The 24,097-nt window shown below is 60.8% G+C and carries 27 protein-coding genes; 25 read left to right on the plus strand and 2 right to left on the minus strand.

Going from position 1 to position 24,097, the window contains the following annotated elements; genetic code table 11:
* Positions 1-73 precede the first annotated feature (73 nt).
* From cbiD to AC0CW1_RS03345, 9 genes are read left to right on the plus strand one after another with little or no spacing between them, the layout of a single operon-like run.
* Positions 74-1,372, plus strand: a complete 1,299-nt coding sequence (cbiD, locus tag AC0CW1_RS03305) for a cobalt-precorrin-5B (C(1))-methyltransferase CbiD (protein ID WP_488181658.1) — start codon at positions 74-76, stop codon at positions 1,370-1,372.
* The gene (cbiE, locus tag AC0CW1_RS03310) at positions 1,285-2,550 is read left to right on the plus strand and encodes a precorrin-6y C5,15-methyltransferase (decarboxylating) subunit CbiE (protein ID WP_488181659.1); all 1,266 of its coding nucleotides are present in this window, start codon (positions 1,285-1,287) and stop codon (positions 2,548-2,550) included. The genes cbiD and cbiE overlap by 88 nt, the downstream gene beginning before the upstream one ends.
* Entirely contained in the window at positions 2,551-3,267 is a 717-nt protein-coding gene (gene cobI / locus AC0CW1_RS03315) for a precorrin-2 C(20)-methyltransferase (RefSeq protein ID WP_488181660.1), read from the plus strand.
* The gene (gene cobM, locus AC0CW1_RS03320) at positions 3,264-4,031 is read left to right on the plus strand and encodes a precorrin-4 C(11)-methyltransferase (protein WP_488181661.1); all 768 of its coding nucleotides are present in this window, start codon (positions 3,264-3,266) and stop codon (positions 4,029-4,031) included. The genes cobI and cobM overlap by 4 nt, the downstream gene beginning before the upstream one ends.
* Positions 4,028-5,287 carry a cobalt-precorrin 5A hydrolase gene (locus tag AC0CW1_RS03325; protein ID WP_488181662.1) on the plus strand — a complete coding sequence of 420 codons (1,260 nt, stop codon included), beginning with the start codon at positions 4,028-4,030 and terminating at the stop codon, positions 5,285-5,287. The genes cobM and AC0CW1_RS03325 overlap by 4 nt, the downstream gene beginning before the upstream one ends.
* A complete protein-coding gene (cobJ, locus tag AC0CW1_RS03330; RefSeq protein WP_488181663.1) occupies positions 5,284-5,973 on the plus strand; it encodes a precorrin-3B C(17)-methyltransferase in 690 nt (229 codons plus the stop codon). Before AC0CW1_RS03325 ends, cobJ begins: the two co-directional genes overlap by 4 nt.
* Positions 5,970-6,758: a precorrin-6A reductase gene (gene cobK, locus AC0CW1_RS03335; protein ID WP_488181664.1), complete on the plus strand. Its 789-nt coding sequence runs from the start codon at positions 5,970-5,972 to the stop codon at positions 6,756-6,758. Before cobJ ends, cobK begins: the two co-directional genes overlap by 4 nt.
* A gap of 13 nt (positions 6,759-6,771) precedes the next feature.
* Positions 6,772-7,137 carry a sirohydrochlorin chelatase gene (locus AC0CW1_RS03340; protein ID WP_488181665.1) on the plus strand — a complete coding sequence of 122 codons (366 nt, stop codon included), beginning with the start codon at positions 6,772-6,774 and terminating at the stop codon, positions 7,135-7,137.
* A complete protein-coding gene (locus tag AC0CW1_RS03345; RefSeq protein WP_488181666.1) occupies positions 7,137-7,757 on the plus strand; it encodes a precorrin-8X methylmutase in 621 nt (206 codons plus the stop codon). Before AC0CW1_RS03340 ends, AC0CW1_RS03345 begins: the two co-directional genes overlap by 1 nt.
* Positions 7,758-7,852: 95 nt before the next feature.
* Here AC0CW1_RS03345 and AC0CW1_RS03350 read toward each other — a convergent pair whose 3' ends face one another.
* Positions 7,853-8,458, minus strand: a complete 606-nt coding sequence (locus AC0CW1_RS03350) for an HD domain-containing protein (RefSeq protein ID WP_488181667.1) — start codon at positions 8,456-8,458, stop codon at positions 7,853-7,855.
* 46 nt (positions 8,459-8,504) lie between these two features.
* Between AC0CW1_RS03350 and cobU the strand changes: the two genes are divergently transcribed.
* From cobU to AC0CW1_RS03405, 11 genes are all read left to right on the plus strand, one after another.
* Positions 8,505-9,089, plus strand: a complete 585-nt coding sequence (cobU, locus tag AC0CW1_RS03355) for a bifunctional adenosylcobinamide kinase/adenosylcobinamide-phosphate guanylyltransferase (RefSeq protein ID WP_488181668.1) — start codon at positions 8,505-8,507, stop codon at positions 9,087-9,089.
* Positions 9,090-9,202: 113 nt separating this feature from the next.
* Complete coding sequence (locus AC0CW1_RS03360) at positions 9,203-10,828, plus strand: cobyric acid synthase (protein WP_488181669.1); 1,626 nt, start codon at positions 9,203-9,205, stop codon at positions 10,826-10,828.
* Between the two features lie 6 nt (positions 10,829-10,834).
* Positions 10,835-11,995: an adenosylcobinamide-phosphate synthase CbiB gene (gene cbiB / locus AC0CW1_RS03365; RefSeq protein ID WP_488181670.1), complete on the plus strand. Its 1,161-nt coding sequence runs from the start codon at positions 10,835-10,837 to the stop codon at positions 11,993-11,995.
* A complete protein-coding gene (locus AC0CW1_RS03370; protein ID WP_488181671.1) occupies positions 11,995-13,572 on the plus strand; it encodes a cobyrinic acid a,c-diamide synthase CobB in 1,578 nt (525 codons plus the stop codon). The genes cbiB and AC0CW1_RS03370 overlap by 1 nt, the downstream gene beginning before the upstream one ends.
* Positions 13,572-14,144: a cob(I)yrinic acid a,c-diamide adenosyltransferase gene (locus AC0CW1_RS03375; protein ID WP_488181672.1), complete on the plus strand. Its 573-nt coding sequence runs from the start codon at positions 13,572-13,574 to the stop codon at positions 14,142-14,144. The genes AC0CW1_RS03370 and AC0CW1_RS03375 overlap by 1 nt, the downstream gene beginning before the upstream one ends.
* A 113-nt stretch (positions 14,145-14,257) precedes the next feature.
* Positions 14,258-15,313, plus strand: coding sequence for a nicotinate-nucleotide--dimethylbenzimidazole phosphoribosyltransferase (cobT, locus tag AC0CW1_RS03380; protein ID WP_488181673.1), 1,056 nt, complete (start codon positions 14,258-14,260; stop codon positions 15,311-15,313).
* A gap of 1 nt (position 15,314) precedes the next feature.
* Positions 15,315-16,232 (plus strand): adenosylcobinamide-GDP ribazoletransferase, encoded by a 918-nt coding sequence (locus AC0CW1_RS03385; protein WP_488181674.1) that lies wholly within the window; start codon positions 15,315-15,317, stop codon positions 16,230-16,232.
* A gap of 32 nt (positions 16,233-16,264) precedes the next feature.
* Entirely contained in the window at positions 16,265-17,182 is a 918-nt protein-coding gene (locus AC0CW1_RS03390; RefSeq protein ID WP_488181675.1) for a GHMP family kinase ATP-binding protein, read from the plus strand.
* Complete coding sequence (gene cobD / locus AC0CW1_RS03395) at positions 17,179-18,306, plus strand: threonine-phosphate decarboxylase CobD (protein ID WP_488181676.1); 1,128 nt, start codon at positions 17,179-17,181, stop codon at positions 18,304-18,306. The genes AC0CW1_RS03390 and cobD overlap by 4 nt, the downstream gene beginning before the upstream one ends.
* Positions 18,303-18,944 (plus strand): alpha-ribazole phosphatase, encoded by a 642-nt coding sequence (cobC, locus tag AC0CW1_RS03400; protein ID WP_488181677.1) that lies wholly within the window; start codon positions 18,303-18,305, stop codon positions 18,942-18,944. Before cobD ends, cobC begins: the two co-directional genes overlap by 4 nt.
* Before the next feature lie 31 nt (positions 18,945-18,975).
* Positions 18,976-19,272, plus strand: coding sequence for a DUF1232 domain-containing protein (locus AC0CW1_RS03405; RefSeq protein ID WP_488181678.1), 297 nt, complete (start codon positions 18,976-18,978; stop codon positions 19,270-19,272).
* A gap of 131 nt (positions 19,273-19,403) precedes the next feature.
* On the opposite strand, the gene AC0CW1_RS03410 is transcribed toward AC0CW1_RS03405, so the two are convergent.
* Positions 19,404-19,703 carry a stalk domain-containing protein gene (locus tag AC0CW1_RS03410; RefSeq protein WP_488181679.1) on the minus strand — a complete coding sequence of 100 codons (300 nt, stop codon included), beginning with the start codon at positions 19,701-19,703 and terminating at the stop codon, positions 19,404-19,406.
* A 180-nt stretch (positions 19,704-19,883) separates the two neighbouring features.
* Between AC0CW1_RS03410 and guaB the strand changes: the two genes are divergently transcribed.
* The 5 genes from guaB to AC0CW1_RS03435 all read left to right on the plus strand — a co-directional run bounded on the left by guaB (position 19,884) and on the right by AC0CW1_RS03435 (position 24,090).
* Complete coding sequence (gene guaB, locus AC0CW1_RS03415) at positions 19,884-21,341, plus strand: IMP dehydrogenase (RefSeq protein ID WP_488181680.1); 1,458 nt, start codon at positions 19,884-19,886, stop codon at positions 21,339-21,341.
* 12 nt (positions 21,342-21,353) lie between these two features.
* The gene (locus tag AC0CW1_RS03420; protein WP_488181681.1) at positions 21,354-21,755 is read left to right on the plus strand and encodes a hypothetical protein; all 402 of its coding nucleotides are present in this window, start codon (positions 21,354-21,356) and stop codon (positions 21,753-21,755) included.
* Positions 21,752-22,567, plus strand: a complete 816-nt coding sequence (locus AC0CW1_RS03425; protein ID WP_488181682.1) for a Cof-type HAD-IIB family hydrolase — start codon at positions 21,752-21,754, stop codon at positions 22,565-22,567. The genes AC0CW1_RS03420 and AC0CW1_RS03425 overlap by 4 nt, the downstream gene beginning before the upstream one ends.
* Positions 22,568-22,633: 66 nt before the next feature.
* Positions 22,634-23,743: a ParM/StbA family protein gene (locus tag AC0CW1_RS03430; protein WP_488181683.1), complete on the plus strand. Its 1,110-nt coding sequence runs from the start codon at positions 22,634-22,636 to the stop codon at positions 23,741-23,743.
* Positions 23,740-24,090: a hypothetical protein gene (locus AC0CW1_RS03435; RefSeq protein ID WP_488181684.1), complete on the plus strand. Its 351-nt coding sequence runs from the start codon at positions 23,740-23,742 to the stop codon at positions 24,088-24,090. Before AC0CW1_RS03430 ends, AC0CW1_RS03435 begins: the two co-directional genes overlap by 4 nt.
* Positions 24,091-24,097: the final 7 nt, after the last annotated feature.

The following is a 24,097-nucleotide window of genomic DNA, read 5'->3' on the forward strand; positions in this document are numbered from 1 at the left end:
TGACCGGACCGGGGAATGGTCATTTAATTCCTCAGGTTTTCATTTGTGTCAAATCCCACACCTTGCTGAGGGGGTGGGTTTTTTTTATGGGCGGGGAGAGTGGGAACAACTGCGAAAAGGCTATACGACGGGCTCCTGCGCCGCCGCTGCGGCCAAGGCGGCGACAGGGCTGATCTATGGAACCCTTGCCGAAGCATCCGATGATAGGACTGAGCTTCCCGCTGTTTCGAAGGGGAATGTATTTAATATGTTCCGCAAGGTGGATCGCTCCTTGCGAGCCGATCCATCTCAAGCGGATGAAACTTTCCTGCCCGATGACGAATTGCTGATGGTGGAGATCCCCTTGCCTCAAGGCGACCGGCTGATAGTCCGGGCAGAGCGGATCGACGACCATGAACCCTCAGTCATCGAGACTGGAAAAGTCACCTGCCAGGTGATCAAGGACGGCGGCGACGACCCTGACGCGACCCATGGCATGGCGATCCGTGTAACTGCATGGCCTGCCCCGGAAGGGATTCACATCGACGGGGGACTGGGTGTCGGACGGGTGACCAAACCGGGTTTGGCCGTTCCGGTGGGGGAAGCGGCCATCAACCCGACGCCGCGCGCCATGATCACCGACGCTGTCAAAGAAGCGCTTCCACCTGGCAAAGGGGTTCGCCTCATCGTCTGGGCGCCGGAAGGGGAGCGGGTTGGGCCATCCACATTGAACCCCCGCTTGGGCGTCGTCGGCGGCATCTCCATCTTGGGGACGACAGGCATCGTCAATCCCATGTCCGAAGAGGCCTTCAAACACAGCCTGGAACCGCAGATCGATGTGGCCTTGGCGGCCGGACACCGGACCCTTTTTCTGACGCCCGGCCATATGGGCCGGCGCGGTTTGGAGCAGCGGGGGGCGCCCGCTGACGCTATTGTGCTGATGAGCAACTTCGTCGGCCATATGCTGGACACCTGCGCCAAGAAGGGCGTTCAGGAGGTTCTCCTCTGGGGTCATGTGGGGAAGCTGGTCAAGGTGGCTGGCGGCATCTTTCACACCCACAGCCATGTCGCCGACGGGCGCAGAGAGATCATTGCCGCCCATGCAGCTCTCTGCGGATTGCCCTTGGAAATTGTCCGAGCGCTGTTGGAGGCCAACACGGCCGAAGCGACGGTGGAACTGCTCAAAGGGGCCCGACGTCTGGACTTGTTTCACCACCTGGCTGACGTGTCCGCCGAAAAAGCGGCACAACGCTTTGGAAGAACCGTTTCCGTCATATTCACCGATTTGAAGGGAGAACCGCTAGGGTGGAGTCGCCATGCAACGCTTCCGGGACTAGACCGGGATTTCCGGTCACCGTCGTCGGCATCGGTCCCGGCACAGAAGAATATTTGACACCGGCGGCGCTGCAAGCGGTCGAGGAAGCCGAATTGCTCGTCGGAGGTCCTCGGGCGCTGGCGCTCTTCGCCAGGTATGACAAACCTGGCAGGATCATCGACCGCCATCTCGATGATCTGATCGATTACATCGCGGCGGAACGTCTGTCCCGGCGCGTCGCTGTTCTCGTATCGGGCGATCCCGGCTATTACAGCCTCTTGCCTCGTCTGGTCCGTTCCCTTGGGGCCGACACGCTTAGGGTCATCCCGGGTCTGAGTTCCTTGCAGATGGCTTTCGCACGCCTCAAACTGCCCTGGCAGGAGGCTGCCTGGAAGAGCATGCATGGTCGACCTATGGGGGATGCCCTTGCTGCCCTGACCCATGCAGGGTGGGTTGCCTTCCTGACCGATCCGGACCATTCGCCCGAAGCGATCGCTGCTTACCTTGACGCACAAGGGGAGGGGGAACGGCGCGCCTTCGTGACGCGCAACCTCGGTTATAAAAATGAATCGGTTGAGGCTGGCACTGTACATACAATTGCACTCGCGAAAACAGGTGCATATCGACCGTCTCTTTTGATCGTACAGGGCGGCGTTGAGGCCAAATCGAACAGCAAACCGCCTGCCATCGGTTTGCCTGATGATGCCTTCGTCCGCGGCCAGGTCCCCATGACTAAGTCGGACATCCGGGCGCTCACGCTGGTCCGTGCCCAGGTCGGGCCAGGGGATATCGTCTGGGATGTGGGCGCCGGCACCGGTTCGATCAGCGTGGAAGCAGCCTTGCAGTCCCGAGGTGGAAAGGTTTTCGCCGTGGAGCGGGGCCAGGCCGGCTGCGATCTGATCGAAGCCAACGGCCGCAAGCATGGCGTGGACAATCTCGTTGCCGTGTTGGGCGAGGCGCCGGAGGCGCTGGCCGATCTGCCGGCGCCCGACGCGGTGATCGTCGGCGGCTCCGGCGGAAAACTGCCGGAGATCCTGGAGACCCTTTGGCGCCGCCTGAAGGCGGGCGGCCGGCTGGTCCTCAACGCCGTCACTGTCGAAACGGTCTTTACCGCTACCCAATGGCTGCGGGAAAAGGGGATCCCTTTTCAGGCCAGTCAGATCCAGGTGAACCGGTTGGAGCCGGCCGGTTCCGTTCACCTGTGGAAAAGTCAGAATCCTGTCACCATCATCTGGACCCGAAAGGAGAGTGGCTGAATGTTGGGCCGATTTTACGGCATCGGCGTCGGGCCGGGCGATCCGTCGCTCTTGACGCGGCGGGCCGTCGCCCTGTTGGAGACGACGCCGGTGATCTTTACGCCCCGTGGCAAGGGGGGCGGCGAGGGTGTGGCGCTGACCATCATCCGGGACATCCTGCCCGAGACCGCAGAGGTGGCGTCGCTGCACCTGCCCATGACCCAGGATGACCGCCTCCTCCGGGATGCCTGGAAGGAAGCGGCGCAACAGATTTACCAGGTGCTCGCTGCCGGGAAGGATGCGGCCTTCGTCACCATCGGCGACTGCCTGCTCTTTTCCACCTATGGCTACCTGTTAAAAGCGCTCCGGGAGATTGAACCGGCTGTATCTGTCGAGAGCGTCCCCGGCGTCACCTCTTTTTCCGCCAGCGCTTCCCGGCTCAACCTCCCTCTCGCCGAGGGAGAGGAGCCCTTGGTCGTCGTACCGGCTTTGCGTGACCCTGAGGAACTGCGTCCCTTGTTGCGGCAGTTTCCCAACCTTGTGCTGATGAAGGTGGCCTCCCGCTTCGATGAGATCTATCGGGTGTTGCAAGAGGAGGGGCGGGCCGAATCGGCTGCCTTTGTGGCCCGCTGCGGAACGCCGGAGGAGCGGATCGTCTGTGACCTGGCTTCCCTGGTCGAGCAAAAGCTCGATTATCTCAGTCTGTTGATTGTCAAAGAAAAGGGGATGTCGATTTGATCAGTTTTATCGGAGCGGGACCGGGCGATCCTGATTTGATCACCGTCAAGGGGCAGAAGCGCCTTGCTGAGGCCGATGTGGTCATCTACGCCGGAACGCTCGTCAATCCGGACGTCCTTTACGTCTGCCGCCCTGACGCAGAGATCCATAACAGCGCCTCGATGACTCTGGAGGCGGTGCTGGATGTCATGAAGCGGTCCGTGGCCGAGGGAAAAAAAGTGGCCCGGGTGCATACGGGCGATCCGAGCATCTACGGCGCCATTCGGGAACAGATGGACACCCTCGACGAACTGGGCATCCCCTATGAGGTCATCCCCGGCGTCAGTTCCTTCTTGGCTGCCGCGGCGAGCCTGCGCAAGGAGTTTACCCTCCCCGACGTCTCCCAGACGGTGATCATCACTCGCCTGGCTGGACGGACACCGGTGCCAGAGAAGGAGTCCCTGGCCGGACTGGCCCAACATAAAGCTTCCCTCTGCATCTTTCTCAGCACCCACCTTCTCGATCAGGTGACAGCCGAATTGATCGCCGGCGGCTATCCCGAAGACACGCCAGCCGCCGTCGTCTACAAAGCCTCCTGGCCTGATGAAAAGGCTGTCCAGGGAACCTTGCGGGATATCGCCTGCAAGGTGGCCGATGCCGGGATCTCCCGCACGGCCATGATCATGGTGGGCCAGTTCCTCGAAGGGCCGTACCAGCGTTCCCTCCTCTATCATCCCGAGTTTACTCACGGATACCGGGAGGCGGAACGGGGGAGCGGCGAGTGAACGTGCTGGCGCTGACGCCGGGCGGGAGCGCCCTGGCCCGGCGCATCGGCAAGGTTTTTCCGGAGGCGCGGCTGTGGTTGCCTGCCGACGGGACCATCATGGATGAACCTGTTGAGGCTGCAATCTCTTACTGGCACCTCCCCTTGCGGGACACCTTCGGACAGATCTTCTCCGAGGGAAAGCCGATTCTTTTCATCGGCGCCCTCGGCATCCTTGTCCGCCTGCTGGCGCCGCGGATTGCCGACAAGCGCACCGACCCCCCGGTGATTGCCCTCGATGAAAGGGGCTGCTTTGCGATCAGCGTCCTTGCTGGCCACTGGGGCGGGGCGAACGAACTGGCGGAAGAGGTGGGCCGGCGCACCGGCGCTGTGCCGGTGATCACCACTGCCACTGATGTGGCCGGATTGCCAGCTATCGATACCTTCGCCCGCCGCTGGGGCGCCCGCATCGAACCATGGACATCTGTGAAGAAAATCGCCTCGGCCCAACTGCGCGGCGACACCATCGAGTGGCTGGCGGATGAACGGTTCTTGCCGGTGTTGACGTCTTTAGAAGCGGCTTTTCCCTGGCAACCCCTGCGGGCGCCGGAAGCTTCGGGGGTCCTCCCCTCGAAGGGGACAATCCTTGATGAAGCAAATCCGGAAGCAACAAATCCGGAAGCAGCAAATAGGGAATCGGCAACTCTGGAAGCAAAAACTCCTGAAGCAGAAACTCCCAAAGAGGAAACTCCCGAATCAGTAACCCAGGAAGCAGCTAACCGACAAGAAGGTCCACAGCGGGTTTTATTATCCGCTCACTGGGAGGAACCGGTTGCCGATCTCCGGCTCTTTCCTCGTTGTCTTGTCGCCGGAATCGGCTGTCGCCGCGGGGTTTCCCTGGAACAGGTGGTGCAAGCCCTCCGGGAAGCCTGCGAGGCAGCCGGTGTCCATCCCCGTTGCCTCGCCGCTATCGCCAGCGCCTGGGTGAAAGCCGATGAACCGGCCCTCATCGCCCTGGCGAAAGAATATGAAGCGCCCTTCCGCACTTTTTCCGCCGAAGAAATCCAAGCCTACTGCGCCAGCCACAGGGAGATCGGCGGTTCCCGATTTGTGGCCGATGCGATTGGAGTGAAAGCCGTATGCGAACCGACTGCACTGTTGATACATCCGCAAGCGCGTCTCCTGTTGAAGAAAAAGGTTGTCGGCCCAGTGACAGTGGCACTGGCCGAGGTTCCCTGGCCGTCATCGGACTGGGACCAGGCAACCGGGACCAGATGACGGGACGGGCGCTGCAAGCCATCGCCCAGGCCGACGTGATCGTCGGATACATCACCTATGTGAAATTGATTGAAGACCTGATCGAGGGAAAAAACGTGCAGGCCTCCGGCATGCGCAAGGAGATCGACCGGGCGCTCCTGGCCGTCGATCTGGCCCTGGAGGGCAAAGCCGTTGTCGTCGTTTCCAGCGGCGACCCTGGCGTCTACGGCATGGCCGGCGTGGTCCTGGAAGCGGTGCAACAGCGGGAAGCCCAGGGAAAAGTCACCATTGAGGTGATGCCCGGCGTCACGTCGGCTACCGCCGCCGCCGCCGTCCTAGGCGCGCCGTTGATGCACGACTTCGCCGTCATCTCCCTGAGCGACCTGCTCACCCCCTGGGAACTTATCCGGCGGCGCGTTGAGAACGCCGCTGCCGGCGACTTCATCATCACCCTCTACAACCCGAAGAGCACGAAGCGGGTCCACCAAATCGAAGAGGTGCGGGAACTGCTGCTCCAGCACCGCCCGCCCGTGACGCCTGTGGGCATCGTCCGCAACGCCCGGCGGGAGGGGGAGGAACGGGTTTTGACTACCCTGGGCGAGTTTTTGGAACATCCCATCGACATGTTCACCGTCCTGGTCATCGGCAACTCTCAGACTTATATCCGAGACGGCTGGATGATCACGCCGAGGGGATACCGCTGGTGATCTGGGTTGTCGCCGGAACGCAGGACGCCCGCCAGTTGATCGAAGCGATTTGGAAAGCCGGATTGCCGGTCATTGCCAGCGTAGTCAGTGAGTATGGCGCCCACCTTCTTCAGGAGGCTTTTTCCGAGACAGTACTGGTCCATCAGGGGGCCTTGGACCTTCCGGCGATGGCCGCTTTCGTCAAGGAAAAAAAGATCGTTGCTGTCATCGACGCCACCCATCCCTTCGCCCGCGCCGTGTCGGAGAATCTGATCCAGATGGCGGCGGGGGAGGACATCGCCTATCTCCGCTATGAACGGCCTTCCGTGGGCATTGACGAACACCGTGACATCATCACGGTGAGGAGTTGGCAGGAGGCGCTAGAAGCGCTTGATGCGGCTGCAGAAGGGGAGACGGTGTTCCTGGCCACCGGCAGCCGGGCGCTCCCGCAAGTGGTGCCTCAACTGTTGCAAAAAAAGCTCCGTCCCATCGCCCGTGTCCTGCCTGATTTGGATTCGCTGCGGCAATGCCTGGAGTTGGGACTTAAGCCGGACCAAATCATCGCCATGCAGGGCCCCTTCAGCGAGGAAATGAACCGGGCCATGTTCGTTCAGACAAAGACACGCTGGCTTGTCACTAAGGAGAGCGGCGCTGTCGGAGGCGCCGACGCCAAGCTCCGCGCCGCTGCTGAATTGGGGCTGAAGACGATCCTCCTCTGCCGGCCCGTCCTGCCCTATCCCCAAGCGACGAGCGATCTTCCGGAAGCCCTGGCTTGGGCCAAAGGGTGGCTGGAGCTGAAGAAATAAGGAGTGTGTAACGATGAAAACAGGGATTTTGATGATCGCCCACGGTAGCCGCCTTCAAGAGGCCAACAACCATGCGGTGAACATCGGCCGCATGGTCCAGGAAAAACACGAGATCGAACCCCTGGTTGTCTGTTTTATGGAACTGGCCAAACCGAGCATGGCCGAAGGGCTGGCTCAACTGGTCGAAGCAGGCGTCGATGATGTCAAGGTGATCCCGCTCTTTTTGTACAACGGCGTTCATATTCAAAAGGACATCCCGGAAGAGTTGGAAGAACTGCAAAAGCGCTACCCGAACATCCAGGTGACGGTGGGACGTCCGCTGGGCGCCGATGAGCGCATCGCCCAGTTGATTTATGAACGAATCCAGGAGGTCAGTTAATGGACTACATCACCGATCCCCGCGCTATTGAGACAAAAAGCATGGAGATCATTGACGAATTGATTGGGCCGTTGCCTGTTTCGGAAGAGGAGCGTAAGGTGATCAAGCGCGTCGTCCATACGACAGGCGACCCGGAGTTTACCAAGCTGGTCAAATGGAGCACTGGCGCCGTTTCCATCGGCATCGCCGCCCTGGCCCGGGGAGCGTCGGTCTTCACCGATGTGAACATGGTCCGTGTGGGCGTCAATAACCGACTCCTCTCCGACAAGGGGGGCGATTCCGTCTGCGCCATCAACGACCCCCGTGTCGTCGCCGAGGCGCAACGGACCGGCAAGACGCGGGCCATGACCGCCTTCGACATACTGGCGCCGGAAATGAACGGCGCCGTCATCGCCATCGGCAACGCGCCGACGGCCCTTTTCCACCTGCTGTCTCTGGTGAAAGCTGGCCAATGCCGTCCGGCGCTGGTCGTCGGCACACCGGTGGGCTTCGTCGGCGCCGCCGAATCGAAGGAAGCCTTGACCGAGGCCGATATTCCCTATATTACAGTGACAGGAAACAAAGGCGGCAGCACTATCGCCGCCGCCATCGTCAATGCCATGTTGTTGCAGATGCCTTAGCTGTTTGTGACAGATCTCCTAACTTTATGTTCTAGACGCCGACTTGCCTAAAAAGCGTGAAGGCTGATTTCATAGCCTAACTGGCTGTATCCCGGCTAACAGCGGTTATCAGCCTCTTGTAGCAGCGACAAAAGCTTGTCCGTCTTCCCTTGGTCCGCTTCCGCAACGCCGGCAGGACCGTTCCCCGCAGGGGAATGGTGATGACGCCGGATCAGTTGCACCAAATCAGGCGCCCAGCGTCGACGCTCCGCTTCCTCCGCGCCGAGAGAGGCATGGCAGGCGAGGACGGTCAGCGGCTTCCCCAACAACGTTCCCAGCAGCGGCCAGCCATCAAAACCAGCGCCATCCTCCCGCCTAGCCTGTGCGCCGACGAGGACGTAGAGGATGCGGTGGGCCAAGCCGATTCCTGCGTTGCGCTTGCCCATGTCATGGAGCAGGGCGGCTTTCAACAGCAAGCGCTCTTCCTCGGCAGATAGCCCGTTGGACTCGTCACTCCGGGTGGCCGCGAGACGGCAGAGATGGGCCACGTTGAGGGCATGGCGGCGGTCGGCGGGGGCCATGGTAAAGAAAACGGACTGTTCCTCTGGCGTGAGGAAGGCGTCGACCCAAGCCAGTTCCTCCTCAGAGAAACGCGGTCGCCAGGCCTGAAGGACCTGTCGGCAACGGTATCTGATTCTGGGAATCATTTTGGTGGTGATCATGTCTGTATTCATGCAATCAGTATATCACGAAGAGGCGTTGACATTGATGCATATTCAGTCTGGAGAATTGGTGCTGGTCACCGGTGGCGCCCGGAGCGGAAAAAGCGTTTGGGCGGAACAACTGGCTGCTGAGGCGGCGGGCGCAACGCCGGAGCAGGTGGTCTACGTGGCTACGGCCGGTGTCTTCGACGAGGAGATGCGCCGCCGCGTGGACACGCACCGGCAGCGCCGCCCCGCCGCCTGGCAGACTGTCGAAGAACCGCTCGATCTGGCGCGGGTGCTCGACGAATGGGATGAGGCGGGGCGGGTGCTCCTCATCGACTGTCTGACATTATGGACGACGAACCTGCTGCTGCCCCAGTACAATGAAGCAGACTGGGGCGCCCAAAAAGAACAGGCCCTCGTCGACTTGGCCCGGCAGACGGCCAAGCGGGCCAGGGACTCCCAGGCGACGGTGATCGCCGTCGGCAACGAAGTCGGCTGGGGGATCGTTCCCCCTGATCCACTTAGCCGCGCCTTCCGCGACGCGGCCGGCCGGGTGCAGCAGGCTTTTGCTGCCGAAGCCCTCCGAGTGTACCTCACCGTCTCCGGCTGCCCGTTGCAGATCAAAGGGCCGCCTTCACAAGCGTGACCGGGCAAAAGCAAGCTGCGCCTTCAAAAGCGCCTTCGACCAAATGGCGAGACGCTGACCGGCAGGTATCCTGATAGCAAGGCCCCGTTCAGGGGAAGGGAGCGGAGTCACCTATGGCCAAAGCCATTATGATGCAAGGCACCAGTTCCAACGTCGGCAAGAGCGTGCTGGCGGCGGCCCTTTGTCGCATCTTCTACCGCGATGGGCACAAGGTGGTGCCCTTTAAGTCCCAGAACATGGCCCTCAACTCCTATGTCACCCGTGACGGTGGCGAGATGGGGCGGGCTCAGGTCGTTCAGGCAGAAGCAGCGGGGCTGGAACCGCAGGTGGAGATGAACCCGATCCTGCTGAAGCCGACGGGACAGGCCTCCTCCCAGGTGATCGTCCTGGGACGCCCCATCGGCAACATCAGCGCCCGCGAGTACCACTTAGAATATGCCACGTCAGCCCTCGACACGATCCAGGCCTGTCTCGACAAGTTTCACGCCGAGTATGACGTCATCGTCATCGAAGGCGCCGGATCGCCGGCTGAGGTCAACTTAAAAGCCCGCGATATCGCCAACATGCGGGTGGCCAAGATGGCCGACGCGCCGGTACTGCTCGTAGCTGACATTGACCGCGGCGGCGCCCTGGCTTCTGTCGTGGGCACCCTGGCGCTGCTCGACCCTGATGAGCGGGAGCAGGTCAAAGGGATCGTCATCAATAAGTTTCGTGGCGACATCTCGCTACTCCAACCGGCCGTCGACTTTTTGGAGGATTACACGAAGATCCCTGTTCTCGGTGTCATCCCTTACTTCCGGGGGTTAAACATCCAGGAGGAGGACTCGGTGGCCCTAGAAAAAGCGGAACGGCAGGTCCCTTCGGGCGAAATGCTCGACATCGCCGTTATCCGCCTGCCCCGCATCTCCAACTTTACCGATCTGGACGCCCTGGGAGCGGAGGGCGTGGCCCGGGTCCGCTATGTTGAAGCAGCCGGTGAAATGGGCAAGCCCGATCTAGTCATCCTCCCGGGCACGAAGAACACGATCGAAGACATGCGCTGGCTTCGCCAAAAGGGGATCGACCGAGAGATCCAGGCCCACGCTGCGAAGGGCGCCCCGGTCTGGGGGATTTGCGGCGGCTATCAGATGCTCGGGAAAGAAATCGCCGATCCCTGCGGGGTGGAAAGCTCCCTCCCGTCCATCGCCGGATTAGGCCTCCTTGATATGGTGACGACGATGGAGGCGGAAAAAGTGACTCGCCTGGCCACGGCCACCCTATGCGGACCGGGACCCTTCTTGTCGCCTTTGCAGGGCCTGACCGTCCAGGGCTACGAGATTCATATGGGTCAAAGCACCCCAACCGGTGATCAGCCGGCCTTCTGCCGGATCCGGCAGCGCGGTGATGAGGCGGTGGACGTCATCGACGGCCTGGTCGGCGGCGACGGCCTGGTCATCGGCTCCTACCTGCACGGCATCTTCGATAACGAACCGCTCCGTCATCACCTGCTGAATACCCTGCGTCGGAAAAAGGGTCTACCGGAGATCGATTTTGCCGGCATCCCCTCGATCAGGGAACGGCGAGAACAGGATTATGACCGCCTGGGCGAGATCGTCCGCCAGAGCCTGCGCATGGATTTGCTCTATGAGATCGTCGGATTGGCGGGACCGGACGGCAAACAGGGGTTTGCAGGTTCTGAGCGAATAGGCTCTCAGGGGCTTGGCGACGCTCCGGGGACTACCAGTCCGCAGGTCGGGTGACCCCCCATGAACCCACCCCTGCCGCTATTGCTGAATAAACTGCTGCTCTTTCTCGATTTCGGTCTCTCTATCGGCGCTCTCACCTTGCTACTGGCGCTCGTCTATGACAGCCTGGTGGGTGACCCGCGCTGGCTGCCCCATCCGGTCATCGGCATCGGCAAGCTGATCGCTTATTTAGAAAAAAGACTCTACCCCTCGGCGAATCGGAACAGCGTATCGAACAGCGCAGATGATTACCAATCAGCACAAGTCGGGAAGGGCGTTTCTGACAATGCGGGGACAAGCGCTCCAACTCGCGCAAATCACTCGGCCTTTGTCCGGGGAATGGCGCTATCGATTGCCACGATAACCGTCACCTTCATCGTTGCTCTTCTCGTAATGCTGGCTCTTCATCTGGCCGGCTTCGGAACGCCGGAGGATGACGCAGCCTTGACATGGACGTGGTCGACAATCCTCGGGAAACTGGTTGCCGCCATCCTGCTCGGGATCGCCTTCGCCGGGCGTTGCTTGGCTGAGGCCGCCCTGGAGATCAAAGGGCTCCTCACTCAGGGAAACTTGGTGGAGGCACGGCGGAAGCTCTCCTGGATCGTCGGTCGCGACACGGCGGACCTCGATGAAAGCGAAATCGTCCGGGCCACTGTGGAAACGGTGGCGGAGAACACCGTCGACGGCATTACCAGCCCGCTCTTTTACGCCTTGCTGTTCGGCATCCCTGGCGCCTACGCCTATAAGGCAGTCAACACCCTCGATTCCATGATCGGCTACCGGAACGACCGTTACCTCTGGTTCGGCCGCTTCGCTGCCCGTCTCGATGACGTCGCCAATTACATCCCTGCCCGGTTGACGGGCCTCTGCATGGTCCTGGCAGGGACGCTGATGGGCTTCCCGCTCAAACGCATGATCGCCACCTGGCAGGTCGACGCCCGCCGTCACCCGAGCCCGAATAGCGGTATCCCGGAGTCGGTCATGGCCGGCGCCCTGGGAGTGCAGTTGGGTGGCTTGAATTACTACCGGGGACGGCCTTCCCACCGGGCAACGATGGGTCAGCCGCTTGTCAAGCTGGAGGCCCGCCATATCGACCAAGCGGTGCGGGTGATGGCGCTGACGACAGCCCTCTTTGCCCTGGCCGGTTCGGCAATTCTTTTCGGATTAGGAAAGTGGTTGTAATGATCCCTTCTGTCGTGATCGCCGGCGTCCACAGCGGCGCTGGAAAAACCACCGTCACCATGGGCCTTTTGGCGGCCTTGCAGCGGCGGGGGCTGACGGTGCAAAGTTTTAAGACAGGACCCGATTACATTGATCCTACCTTCCATCGCTTGATCACCGGTCGGACCTGTTCCAACCTGGACACGTGGATGATGGATGGGGACACGGTCGAGCGCCTATTCCGGCGGGCTGTCGAAGGGGCGCAGGTCGCTCTGGTCGAAGGCGTCATGGGACTCTTTGACGGCGCCGCTGGGGAGCCGCCGGGCGGGGCCGGGAGCACAGCCGCCCTGGCGGAGTTATTGCGAGCCCCCATTGTCCTGGTCGTGGACGCCCGTTCAGCCGCCCAGAGCATCGCTGCTGTCGTCTATGGCTTTTGTCGGCTCAAGCCGTCTCTTCCAGTGGCTGGGGTAGTGCTCAACCGGATCGGCTCGGCGCGGCACGGCCGGATGGTGCGCCAGGCGGTGGAGCAGGCTTGCCGGATCCCGGTCCTGGGCTGTCTTCCGCGCGACGCGGTCCAGCCGATGCCGGAACGCCACCTGGGGCTCGTGTCGGCTGTCGAAAAGACGGCTTCCCTCGAAACCTACTGGCAGTCTCTGGCCGATGTGATCGAGGAACACTTGGATGTGGACCGGCTCCTAGAGCGGATGGCTGACTTCGCCGCCGGCCACCAGGCAGGAAATATGGGAGCGGCACAGGAATGGTTAGGTGTGGAAAGCCAAGCAGGGATCGGGCGGCAAAGGGAGAAATTCCCCTTTTATCCGTCGAAGGAACCTCAGGAATCCGCTTTAGCGGATCGGCGGGAAGCGGCCCTCGCGCTTCCACGAGCGCGGGTGGCGATCGCCCGCGACGAGGCCTTTCATTTTTACTACGAAGATGCCTTGCGCGATCTGGCCGAGCGCGGCATTGAGTGGATCCCCTTCCGGCCGGTCGAGGGCGATCCGATACCGGGGGGCATCGACGGCATTTATCTGGGCGGAGGCTACCCGGAACTCTTCCTGGAGCAACTGGCGGAAAACAGCGCGTTTTTGCGGGAACTGGCTTACCTGCACCGGAACGGGATGCCTATCTACGCTGAGTGTGGCGGCTTTATGACCCTCTGCCGGTCCATTCAAGACAGCAACGGTCGCGAGTATCCCTTGGCCGATCTCGTCCCGGCTACCTGTGTGATGGGTAAAAAGCGGCGCGCCCTGGGCTATGTAACGGCCGAGATCGCGGGAGACAGCCTGCTCGGTCGCCCTGGTGACCGGTTGCGCGGCCATGAGTTTCATTACTCCGACGCCAACTTCGCCCCGGATGCCCTTTCGAGCCCCGCCTTCATCCTCGCCAAAACGAGCGTCTCCGGCGAGACGCCGGAAATCCGCCCCGACGGCTACAGTCAAGGCACCTTGACAGCTTCCTATTTTCACTTTCACTTCTCCGCCTTTCCAGCGGCGATGGATCATTTCGGTAAGCGCCTCAGCCATCGCGCCGCTGGTGTTCAATCGGGACTGACAGTGGGCCGGCTCGGCCGCTTTCAGCGGGAAGGGGGGAGCCTTTGATGAACCGCGGACTGATCCAGGTCTACACCGGCGACGGCAAAGGCAAAACGACGGCGGCCCTGGGGCTCTGCCTGCGCGCCGCCGGTCACGGCAAGCGCTGTGAGATCATCCAGTTTCAAAAAGGCAGTTCTTACATGGGGGAACTGTACGCGATCCAGCGGTTGCCTCAGATCAGCATCACCCAGTTCGGCTGGGGCTGTCCCCAGGGGGCGCTGATCCGATCTGGAGCGGCCCACTGTGTCAACTGTGGCGACTGTTTCCGCCGCAACCGGGCGCCGGACAATCCCTGGCCTCGCCTCGGTCTCGACTATGCCGGCGAGGTGCTGCGGGGGGGGCGGGCCGACCTGGTCGTCCTCGACGAGGTGAGCTACATCATGACCCGGGGCTATGCGACTGCGGAAGAGGTGCTGGCCCTGTTAAACAGCCGCCCGTCGGGGATGGAAGTGGTGCTCACGGGACGGCGCATGCCGCCGGAAATCATCGAGCAGGCCCACCTGGTCACAGAATTGATTCCGCAAAAACACCCGCTCGCCGATGGGGTCAGCCCTTCCCGGCGGGGGATTGAATATTAACGCGCAAATTCACCTGCGATTCATTTACGGTACGGACCAGTTTGTCACGGGTAGCATGGATTGGATGAGGTATGATTTCATTTTTGATGGAGAATGTAAGGGAGGACTCGACGATGACACTGGAAGCCCTGATCGAACAGATTAAACCCCTGAACACAGAAGCCATGGAAACGGCGCAAGTTCACCTGGACGACCTGACCAAACCGCGGGGTAGCTTGGGCGTGCTCGAAGACATGGCCAAACGGCTGGCTGGGATTTTTGGCGAGATCCCGAAGGAAACCCTTCGCAAGGCCATCATCCTGATGGCCGGCGACCACGGCGTCATGGAAGAGGGGGTCAGCGCCTTCCCGCAGGAAGTGACGCCTCAGATGGTCTTCAATTTCGCCAACGGCGGCGCCGGTATCAACGTCTTGGCTCGCCACGCCGGCGCCGATCTGATCTGTGTCGACTTGGGTATCGCCGTGGACATGCCTGATCTGCCCGGCCTGTTGCGCCGCAAGGTGGCTTATGGGACGAAGAACATGACTAAGGGGCCGGCCATGACCCGTGACGAGGCGATTCAGGCCATCCTCACCGGGGCCGAGGTCGTCGCGGAGGCTGTTCAGCGTGGGATCCGTATCGTCGGCACCGGCGAGATGGGCATCGGCAACACGACGCCGTCGGCCGCCATCATCGCTTGTCTGGGCGGCTTCGCTGTCGAGGATGTGGTCGGACGGGGCACCGGCGTCAACGACAAGCAACTGCAGGTCAAGATTGACGCCATCAAAAGAGCCCTGGAACTGAACCAGCCCGATCGCGCCGATGGCCTGGACGTGCTCGCCAAAGTGGGCGGCCTGGAGATCGCCGGTCTTGCCGGTGTCTGTCTCGGCGCAGCTGCCCAAGGGATCCCGGTGGTCATCGACGGCTTCATCTCCGGTGCGGCGGCGGTGATCGCCGGTACGATCTGCCCGCAGGCCCGCGACTACATGATCGGTTCCCACCTCTCTGAAGAGCCCGGCCATAAGTTCATGCTCGATTACCTCGGCCTCAAGCCGATGCTGATGATGAATTTCCGCCTCGGCGAGGGTACCGGCGCGGCTTTGGGCATGACCGTGATCGACGCGGCCATCAAGATTTCCAACGAGATGGCCACCTTTTCAAGCGCCGGCGTCAGCGAATCGCTCGATTGATATGTTTGTCCGGCCATGGCTGCGTTTTCGCCTCGCCCTCTCTTTTTTCACCCGCCTGCCGGTAGGAGCCATGGGGGAGAGCGGCGATGAGGACTTCGGCCGATCCTTTCTCTACCTTCCTGCCGTCGGCCTGCTGCTCGGCCTGTTGCTGAGCAGCGGGGCGGCGATTATCAGCAGCATTTTTCCGCCAGTGGTCCTGCCGCCCCTGTTGCTGGGGTTGCACCTGTACCTCACCGGCGGGATTCACCTGGACGGCTTCATGGACACCTTTGACGGCATCTTCTCGGCCCGCAAACCGGAACGGGTGCTGGAGATCATGCGCGACTCTCGTGTGGGCGCCCACTCGGTGCTGGCCGTGACGGTGCTGTTGATGACGAAGGCCGCCGCTATCTATGCCCTCTGGCAGATGGGCGGCCCAAACCACATCCCGGAGCAGTGGCCTGCCTGGAACTGTCTGTCCGGACTGTATTTTGGACAAGCCGATCTTTTAGCTCATCAAGGGTTGGTTCAATACGGAATTGGACAGCAGGGGGTTGGTCCGGATCAGGCATCTGTTCAAGGCTTCAGTCCCTTGCTGCTCACCCTGCTGTGGATGCCCATGGCGGGGCGCTGGGCCGTCGTCTACATGATGAGCCGTTTTCCCTACGCCCGGAGCCAGGGGATGGCATCGCTTTTCAACCGCTATATCGACGGATCAGTGCTGGCGGTGGGGACGATCTTTGCCGCAACCGTGGTGGGGCTGGTTGCCGGCCTCGCCGGTTGGGCCGCCCTGGCACTGCTCTGGCTCTTCTTCCGCTGGTGGGGAGGGAAGCTCACCCGTTTTCTCGGCGGGCTGACGGGCGATATCTACGGCGCCACCTGCGAGATCGGTGAGGTGCTACTTTTGTTGATGGCACTTCTCCTGCTAAAAATGAGTTGAGGCGATTCGTGGCCCGGAAGGAGGCATCTGACGTGTACGCACAGGCGCAAATACCGGCAACTTGCGGTGAGTTGGCCCAGGGACTGATCGGAGACCGCTTCCTGCACCTCACCTGTCCCATTGATGCCTGGGTCACGGCCAGTGCCTTCCTGACACCAGGGAGCGGCCGAATCGACGGCCTCGCCGCTCGCCCCAAGGCCGCTCGGGCTGTCTCCGCCTTGCTGGCTGGGTGGAAGCTGGCGGGCCGCTTTGACATCCAGATTGAAGTGGACAATCCGCTGCCTTCGGGCAAAGGAATGGCGACGAGCACCGCCGATATCTGCGCGGCCACCTTCGCCGTCGCCCGGGCTCTGGGACGGGAACTGACAGCGACCGAGATGGCCGGCATCGCCATCGCCGTGGAGCCCTCTGACGGTCTCTTTTTCCCCGGCATCGCTGTCTTCGATCACCGGAGCGGCTCCTGGGGGGAGACGGTCGGGATGCCGCCCGTTCCGCCGCTGCATATCCTGGCCTATGACCTGGGCGGAGAGGTTGATACGGTCGAGTTCAACAGCCGGGCCGACCTGCTAGAAGCGAACCGTCAAAAGGAAGTCTTTGTCCGGCGGGCTTTCGCCTTGATCACCCAGGGCTTGCGGACCGGCGATCCGGGACGGATCGGGGAAGGGGCTACCTTGAGCGCCCAGGCCAATCAAGGGATCCTGCCCAAAGAAGCCCTTACGGAGATCATCGGCGGCGTCCGATCCCTTGGCGCCGTTGGGGTCAATGTAGCTCACAGCGGAACCGCCCTTGGCGTGCTGGTGCCGGAAGGCAAGCGCCAGAGGATCGGTAGGATTGCTGCATGGATAGAAGGGCGCTGCCCACGCTGGAACCGCCTGGGCAGCTACCGCCTCGTCGGCGGCGGGCCGCGCTATACCAACGCCAGCCGGCTGGGGAGGGACGCAGCGTTATGACGGAGCAAGATAAGATCAAGTCGCCTTCCTACCGTCACGGCGGCGACGTGTGGAGCGCCGCCCGGAATGGCGGTGTCCCCTTTGGGGAGATCCTGGACCTGAGCGCCAATATCAACTTTTTAGGCCTCCCGCCATCGGTGCGCAAGGCCATCGAGGAAAGCATCGACCAGGTCGTTCACTACCCGGATCCCAGATGCCGCCAATTGATCGACGCCCTGGCCGATCACCTCTCTGTTCCACCGGCGTCGATCTGCGCCGGCAATGGCGCCGTCGACCTGCTCGATCATTGGCTCCATGCGGTAAAAGCCCGCCGTGTGCTCATCCTTGAGCCGGCCTTCGGCCAATACGAGCGCGCCATCATCGCCCAGGGCGGAGAGGCGGTGCGCCTGCGGCTCGATGAAACGTGCCAGTTCCGCCTTGATGTGGAGGCATGGAAAACAGCCCTCCAGGAGGAGGGCTGTGACGCGGCGATCTTATGTACGCCCCACAACCCGGCGGGCTGGGTTTGGACGGCGGAAGAAAAAGAGGCCGTCCTGGCTTATGCCGCGTCGTCGCCGGTTCGCCTGCTCGTGGACGAATCTTTTCTCGACTTTGTCCCCGGCGGACGGGCCTTAAGCTGTTGCTTGGAAGCGTCCGGGAGCGACCGTCTGGCCATCCTTTATTCGCTAACCAAGTTTTTTGCCATCCCGGGGCTGCGCCTCGGCGCGCTGATCACCCACCGGGACATCATTCACGCCATCATCAGTCGGCGCGACCCTTGGGTGGTCAACCACCTGGCCCAGGCAGCTGGTGTGGCCGCCCTGGCTGACCGGGAGTATCACTGTCAGACCTGGGAGCAGCTTCCTCGGGAGCGGGACTACCTCTTTCAGCAGATTGCCGGACTGCCGGGGCTGACGCCGCTAGCCTCTGACGCCAATTTTATCCTTCTTCGTGTCGAGGAAAGTGGCATCACCTCGACAGAATGGACAGATCGGCTGCGCCGCCAGGGGATTTTGGTGCGCAACTGCAATACCTTTTTATCATTGGGAGAACGCTACTTGCGACTGGCCGTTCGAGACAAGGCGGCCACCGACAGGCTGATCGAGGCCATGAGGGCGGTGCTCGCAGAGGAGGGAATGCTTTGACCCGCATCTACTTGATCCGCCATGGCGAGACAGAATGGAACCTGGCGCGGCGTTACCAGGGACACAGCGACGTAAAGCTGAGTGACAAGGGGCGGGAGCAGGCCCGGTTGCTGGTGCGGCGGATGGCCGGGGAAAAAATCGACCGCGTCTTTGCCAGCGATCTGAGCCGGGCTGTCGAAACGGCGCAAGCGATCGCTGACGGTCACGGCAAAGAAGTCATCCTGGAACCGCGGTTCCGGGAGTGCAATTTTGGCGCCTGGGAAGGCTTGACCTTTCCCGAGATCGAGAAGGCTTACCCGGAGGAGATCAAAATCTGGCACAGCGCGCCGGGCAAGCTGCACCTGCCGGGCGGCGAGAGCTTTTCCATCGTCCAGTGTCGCGCCGTTGAAGCGCTGATGGAAGTGGTGAAAAAGCACGAAGGGGAGAGGATCGCCATCGTCGCCCACGGTGGAACGATCCGGACCTTGCTCTGCGCTATCCTGGAAGTGGATCTCGACCGGGCTTGGCAGCTCCGCCAGGACAACACGGCGCTGAACATCATCGAGTTTTACGACGGCAAGGGCATCATCGAGCGGATCAATGATGTGACCCACCTGATCCCAGGGGCTTTTCCCAGCGGCCAAAGGGGGGTAGAATAGTACTGGAATCAAATTGGATGGGGGGATTCATGTGCCGTCCCTTCAGTCGCCCGGTTTTTGGCAACGGATGCGGCTGCTGTTTAACCTGCCCCGCTCCACCCGGTTGCTGTACGCCCTGTTGAGGGACAACCGGGTGCCGCTGGTCAATAAAGCGCTCTTCGTCGGTATCAGCGTTTTATACCTGCTCTGGCCGCTCGACCTGCTTCCCGACCTGGTTCCGCTGTTGGGGGAGTTGGACGATATCACGGTCATCCTGTTTTTGATTGACCGCTTTGTCGCTTCTGCGCCGACGTATGTGGTTTATGAGCATCTGGACCGGTTTGAATAGACTGGAGAGTTACTGTCCCCCAAACGCTAAAGTCTAAAACAATCTTACAAACTGTAAGCCAATCAGCAAAGAACCTTCTATCTTGCTTACAAAAGATGAGAAGGTTTTTGCTTTTTTATCCCCCGGCGGCGCTACGCAATATCACTGCCTGTGTTTCCCCAGACCACACCGCCTATACCGCCAGCGCCTTCGCCAGTCGCCCACGGGAACCATCCGCTGGCTGTTTTGACCATCTCCGGGGCCGTGTCCATCGTCACTGTGCCACCGTCGACCAGTATCTGGTTGCTGCTGATACGAAACTGGAAGACCTGGTTTCCATTAAAGAAAATCGCCGTCTGGCTGTAACCGTCCCAGTACATGTCCTTGTTGTTGACGCAGACGCTGTCGACGCAGCGACGGGGGGAAAAAGGAACTGCTGCCAGCGTTGCCAACGCTTCGCGATGGCAGAAATAATTTTCAAAGCCCCCTCTTTTTGTGGTAAAATGAAGGGTAAGAGTCTGGGGGCAATTCCACCGGTCGAAGATGGTTTCTGCAACCTTGGATAATCCGAATAAATCGGAGTAGAGTAGAAGAGAGGACAAGGGCTCTGGTCCTGGAAAGGAGATGGTCACGTGAGTGACTTGCTAAACATTGTAGAAGGTTTGACTTTTGATGACGTGCTGCTCGTACCCGCCAAATCGGAGGTGCTTCCCCGGGATGTAGATACACACACCTGGCTGACCCGGCGCATCCGTTTGAATATCCCCCTCATGTCAGCCGGTATGGATACGGTCACCGATTCGCGCATGGCGATCGCCATGGCACGGGAAGGCGGCATCGGTGTCATCCACAAGAACATGACCATTGACCAGCAGGCCCACGAGGTCGATCGGGTCAAGCGGTCGGAACACGGTGTCATCACCGACCCGATCTACCTGTCGCCGCAACATAAAGTGACGGACGCGCTGGCGATCATGGAGCGGTATCACATCTCCGGCGTGCCCATCGCCAATGAAGAGGGAAAACTGGTCGGCATCTTGACCAACCGGGATCTGCGCTTTGAAACCAACTTCGATAAGATTATCGAGACTGTCATGACCAAGGACAACCTGGTCACGGCGCCTATGGGCACGTCCCTCGCCGAAGCGAAAGAGATTCTCCGTCACCACAAGGTGGAAAAGCTCCCCATCGTCGACAATGAAGGCCATCTCAAAGGCCTGATCACCATCAAGGACATCCAAAAAGCCCGTCAGTATCCCAACTCGACCAAGGATGAGCGCGGACGTCTGCGCGCCTGCGCCGCCGTCGGCATTACCGCCGACACGATGGAGCGGGTGAAGGCCCTCGTCTCTGTCGGCGTCGACGCCATCGTCGTTGATACGGCCCACGGCCATTCCAGGGGCGTCTTGAACACGGTGGAGAAAATCAAGGGCGAGTACCCGCAGATCGACGTTATCGCCGGCAACGTGGCCACCTATGAAGCGACAGCCGACCTGATCGCCGTCGGCGCCGACTGTGTCAAGGTGGGCATCGGCCCCGGCTCCATCTGCACGACGCGGGTCGTCGCCGGCATCGGCGTGCCCCAGATCACGGCCATCGCTGAATGTGCCCGAGCCGCCCGGGAACGGAACGTCCCCATCATCGGCGACGGCGGCATCAAATTCTCCGGCGACGTGACCAAAGCCATCGCCGCCGGTGCCAATGTGGTCATGATCGGCAGCCTGCTGGCCGGCACCGAGGAAAGCCCTGGGGACATCGAGATTTACCAGGGGCGGAGCTTCAAGGTCTACCGCGGCATGGGCTCCCTGGGCGCCATGAAGGAAGGCTCGAAAGACCGCTACTTCCAGGAAGACGACAAGAAACTGGTCCCCGAAGGCATCGAGGGACGCGTTCCCTATAAAGGCCCCCTGGCCGACACGGTCTTCCAACTCGTCGGCGGCCTGCGCTCCGGCATGGGCTACTGCGGCTGCGCCAACATCGAAGACCTGATGACGAAGACCCGCTTTATCCGGATCACCGCCGCTGGCTTGCGGGAAAGCCATCCCCATGACGTGACCATCACCAAGGAAGCCCCCAACTACAGCCTCTAGGAGCGTGCGCCCATGGGCAATTATCACTTGGCTGGCACGGAATATGTCACCTCTGACCCCCGGGAAAACATCCTGGGGGTCGCCCTCGCCTCCCTGGTCGGCCAAAAAGGGACCCTCAGCCTGAAAACAGGCCAACATACGGCGATCTGGCGAGGCGTCTGCGCCATCGACGCCGTTATCCGGCGGGAAGAGCGGATCGAAGAAGGCCACTTGACTGTGGAGCAAGTGGCCTTCCAATTGATCCCTCGGACTTTGACGGAAGAAGCGGGGCAGAAGGAGCAGGGGAGCAACCCGCAAAAGAAGCCCGAGTGGGAGATCACCCTGCCTGTCGACCAGTTTGTGGAAATCGAAGCCTTCTGCCGGGAGACAAACCTGCATTTTCAAGGCTACACCTGGTCATGGAGGCCTCGATGAGCCCCCTCCGGCTGGTGGCATTGGACTTAGACGGCACGCTTCTCGACGAAAAGCGACGAATCCCTGAAGCGGTCGTCCAGCGGATCGCCGAACTGCGCCGGGCCGGTGTCATCTTTGTCATTGCTACGGGGCGGATCTACCCATCAGCCCTGCGTTACGCCCAACAGCTCGCCTTGCAGGCGCCCATGATCACCTGCAACGGCGCCGTGATCCGCCACCCGTCTGATGGGCGCATTATCCACCACCGCGTGCTCGATGCGCAACAAGCTTTGGCGGTGCTGCAGTTTTTGCAGGAAAAAAAGAGCGACGCATTGCGCTACTCCTTTCACGGCGATAAGGTCTTCACCGACACGCCCCACGAGTACACCACCAACTATGAGCAGGGGCTTGGTATGTCCTTCACCCTCGTCGACGATCTGGCGTCCCACCTGGAGGGCGCTCCCGATCGCCATCCGACCATGTTCGTCCTGATGACCGATCCGGCGATCACGCCGGCCTTGACCCAGGAAATCCTCGAACATATGAACCACACCGTCGCCATCACCAACTCCCACGACTACTTTATCGAGATCCTCCATCCCGAGGCGTCCAAAGGGGCTGCCCTAGCCCACCTGGCATCGACGTTATCCATTGAACAAAGTGAAGTGATGGCGATCGGCGACAACCAGAACGACTTGACCATGATCCGCTGGGCCGGCGTAGGGGTCTATGTGGCCAACGCCCCCGAGGCGCTTCACCATGAGGCCGATTATGTCACCGCGGCGCGCAGTTCGATGGGCGTGCTGGAGGCGTTGAACCGCTTTTTTCCTTAAGAGGATTTGACAATTGATTTGTCGAAAGAGACGCTAAAGTACAAGTACCGGAGGATTTGAAGCGCCATGAGCATACAAGGGGCCCGAGTGCGACAGTTGCCGGGATTTGAATCCGGTGAGGGAAAGAATCTGACCGTTGGACTCGACATCGGTTTCGGTTATGTGAAGGTGGTTGCCGGAAACGGCCGCTGGGCGCTGTTTCCCAGCATCGTCGGCGAAGGCCGAGAACTGCATATCCTGTCCGGCTTCGGTTCCAATGACCCGCTGGACAACCTCGTCGTCGATGTTGACGGACGGCGCTATTTTGTGGGCAACCTGGCCCTGCGCGAGACGGAAGCGGAACTCGATATCGACCCCGACAAGATCTTCAACATCGACTTTGAAGTGCTCGTCTATACGGCCCTGGCCCTGGTCAGCGACAAGCCTGATCAGGATGTGAACATCTACCTAGGCCTGCCGATTAACTTCTACCGCACCCAGAAGGCCCGTTTCGAGGACAAGCTGCGGGCCCACCAGATGTCCCGCTTCGTCAAGATCCATGGGCAGGACGTGCGGTTGATACGCATCCGCGACTTTGAGATCTTCCCCCAGGCCGGGGGTGCCATCTTCAACCAGATCCTCGACTTCCGTTCCGAGGTTCGCACGCCCCGTCTGGCCCGTGGCAAGATCGGCATCATCGACGGGGGCACGAAGACGACTGACTGTATCTATATGGAAGACCTGAAATTCGTCGACCAGCGCAGCTTTTCCGTCAATGACGGCGGGACCCACAAGATTCTCATGGATATTCGGGACTTTTTAATGAAAAACTTTGATCATTACTACCCTCGTTTGGCCGAAGTCGACCAGATGCTCCGGGAGCGGAAGGTGGAGGTCAAGGGGAAGGTCTATGACCTTTCCTCGGTGATCGACGGGTCAGCCTCGCGCGTGGCGAGAAAAATCGTCCGTGAGATCGCAGCGAAGTGGCCGAACCACATGGAATTCCGGGCCATGATCCTCGTCGGTGGCGGCGGCTATGTGATGTACCCCTTCCTGAAAGAAACCTTCCCCGACATCCTGCTCGTCCAGGACGAGTTCCAGGGCGAAGCGGTGACGGGCGATTGGAACGTTATCCAGTTTGCCAACGCCCTGGGCTTCTTGAAACTGGCCGTGATGCGCTACGGAGAAAACAAATGAGGCATTACCGCATAGACCTTCCTTTGGATGAGTGCAATCCTCGGGAGGCGCCGCTCATCTGGTGGCTCGATCAGATGAAGGATCCTGGCGCCGTCATCCGCCAGATCCTGATCGGCAACGGCATTCCGCCCTGGGTTGTTCAACAGCCGTCGCCTGCCTTTTTCGCCAGCCTTCCTTCGACTGCTGGGAGCGATGCAACTCTAGGGACCTCGACCGGCGCGATGGTGGAGGATGAAGAAGAAGCCGACGAACCGCTCCTGGCGGGTTTGTCTGAGTTGGATGCGGCGAATGAAGAAGAACTCGATCCTGAAACAATAAAAAAGGGATTGCAAAACGTATTCGGTTAATAAAGGA

Source organism: Heliomicrobium sulfidophilum (assembly GCF_057715735.1).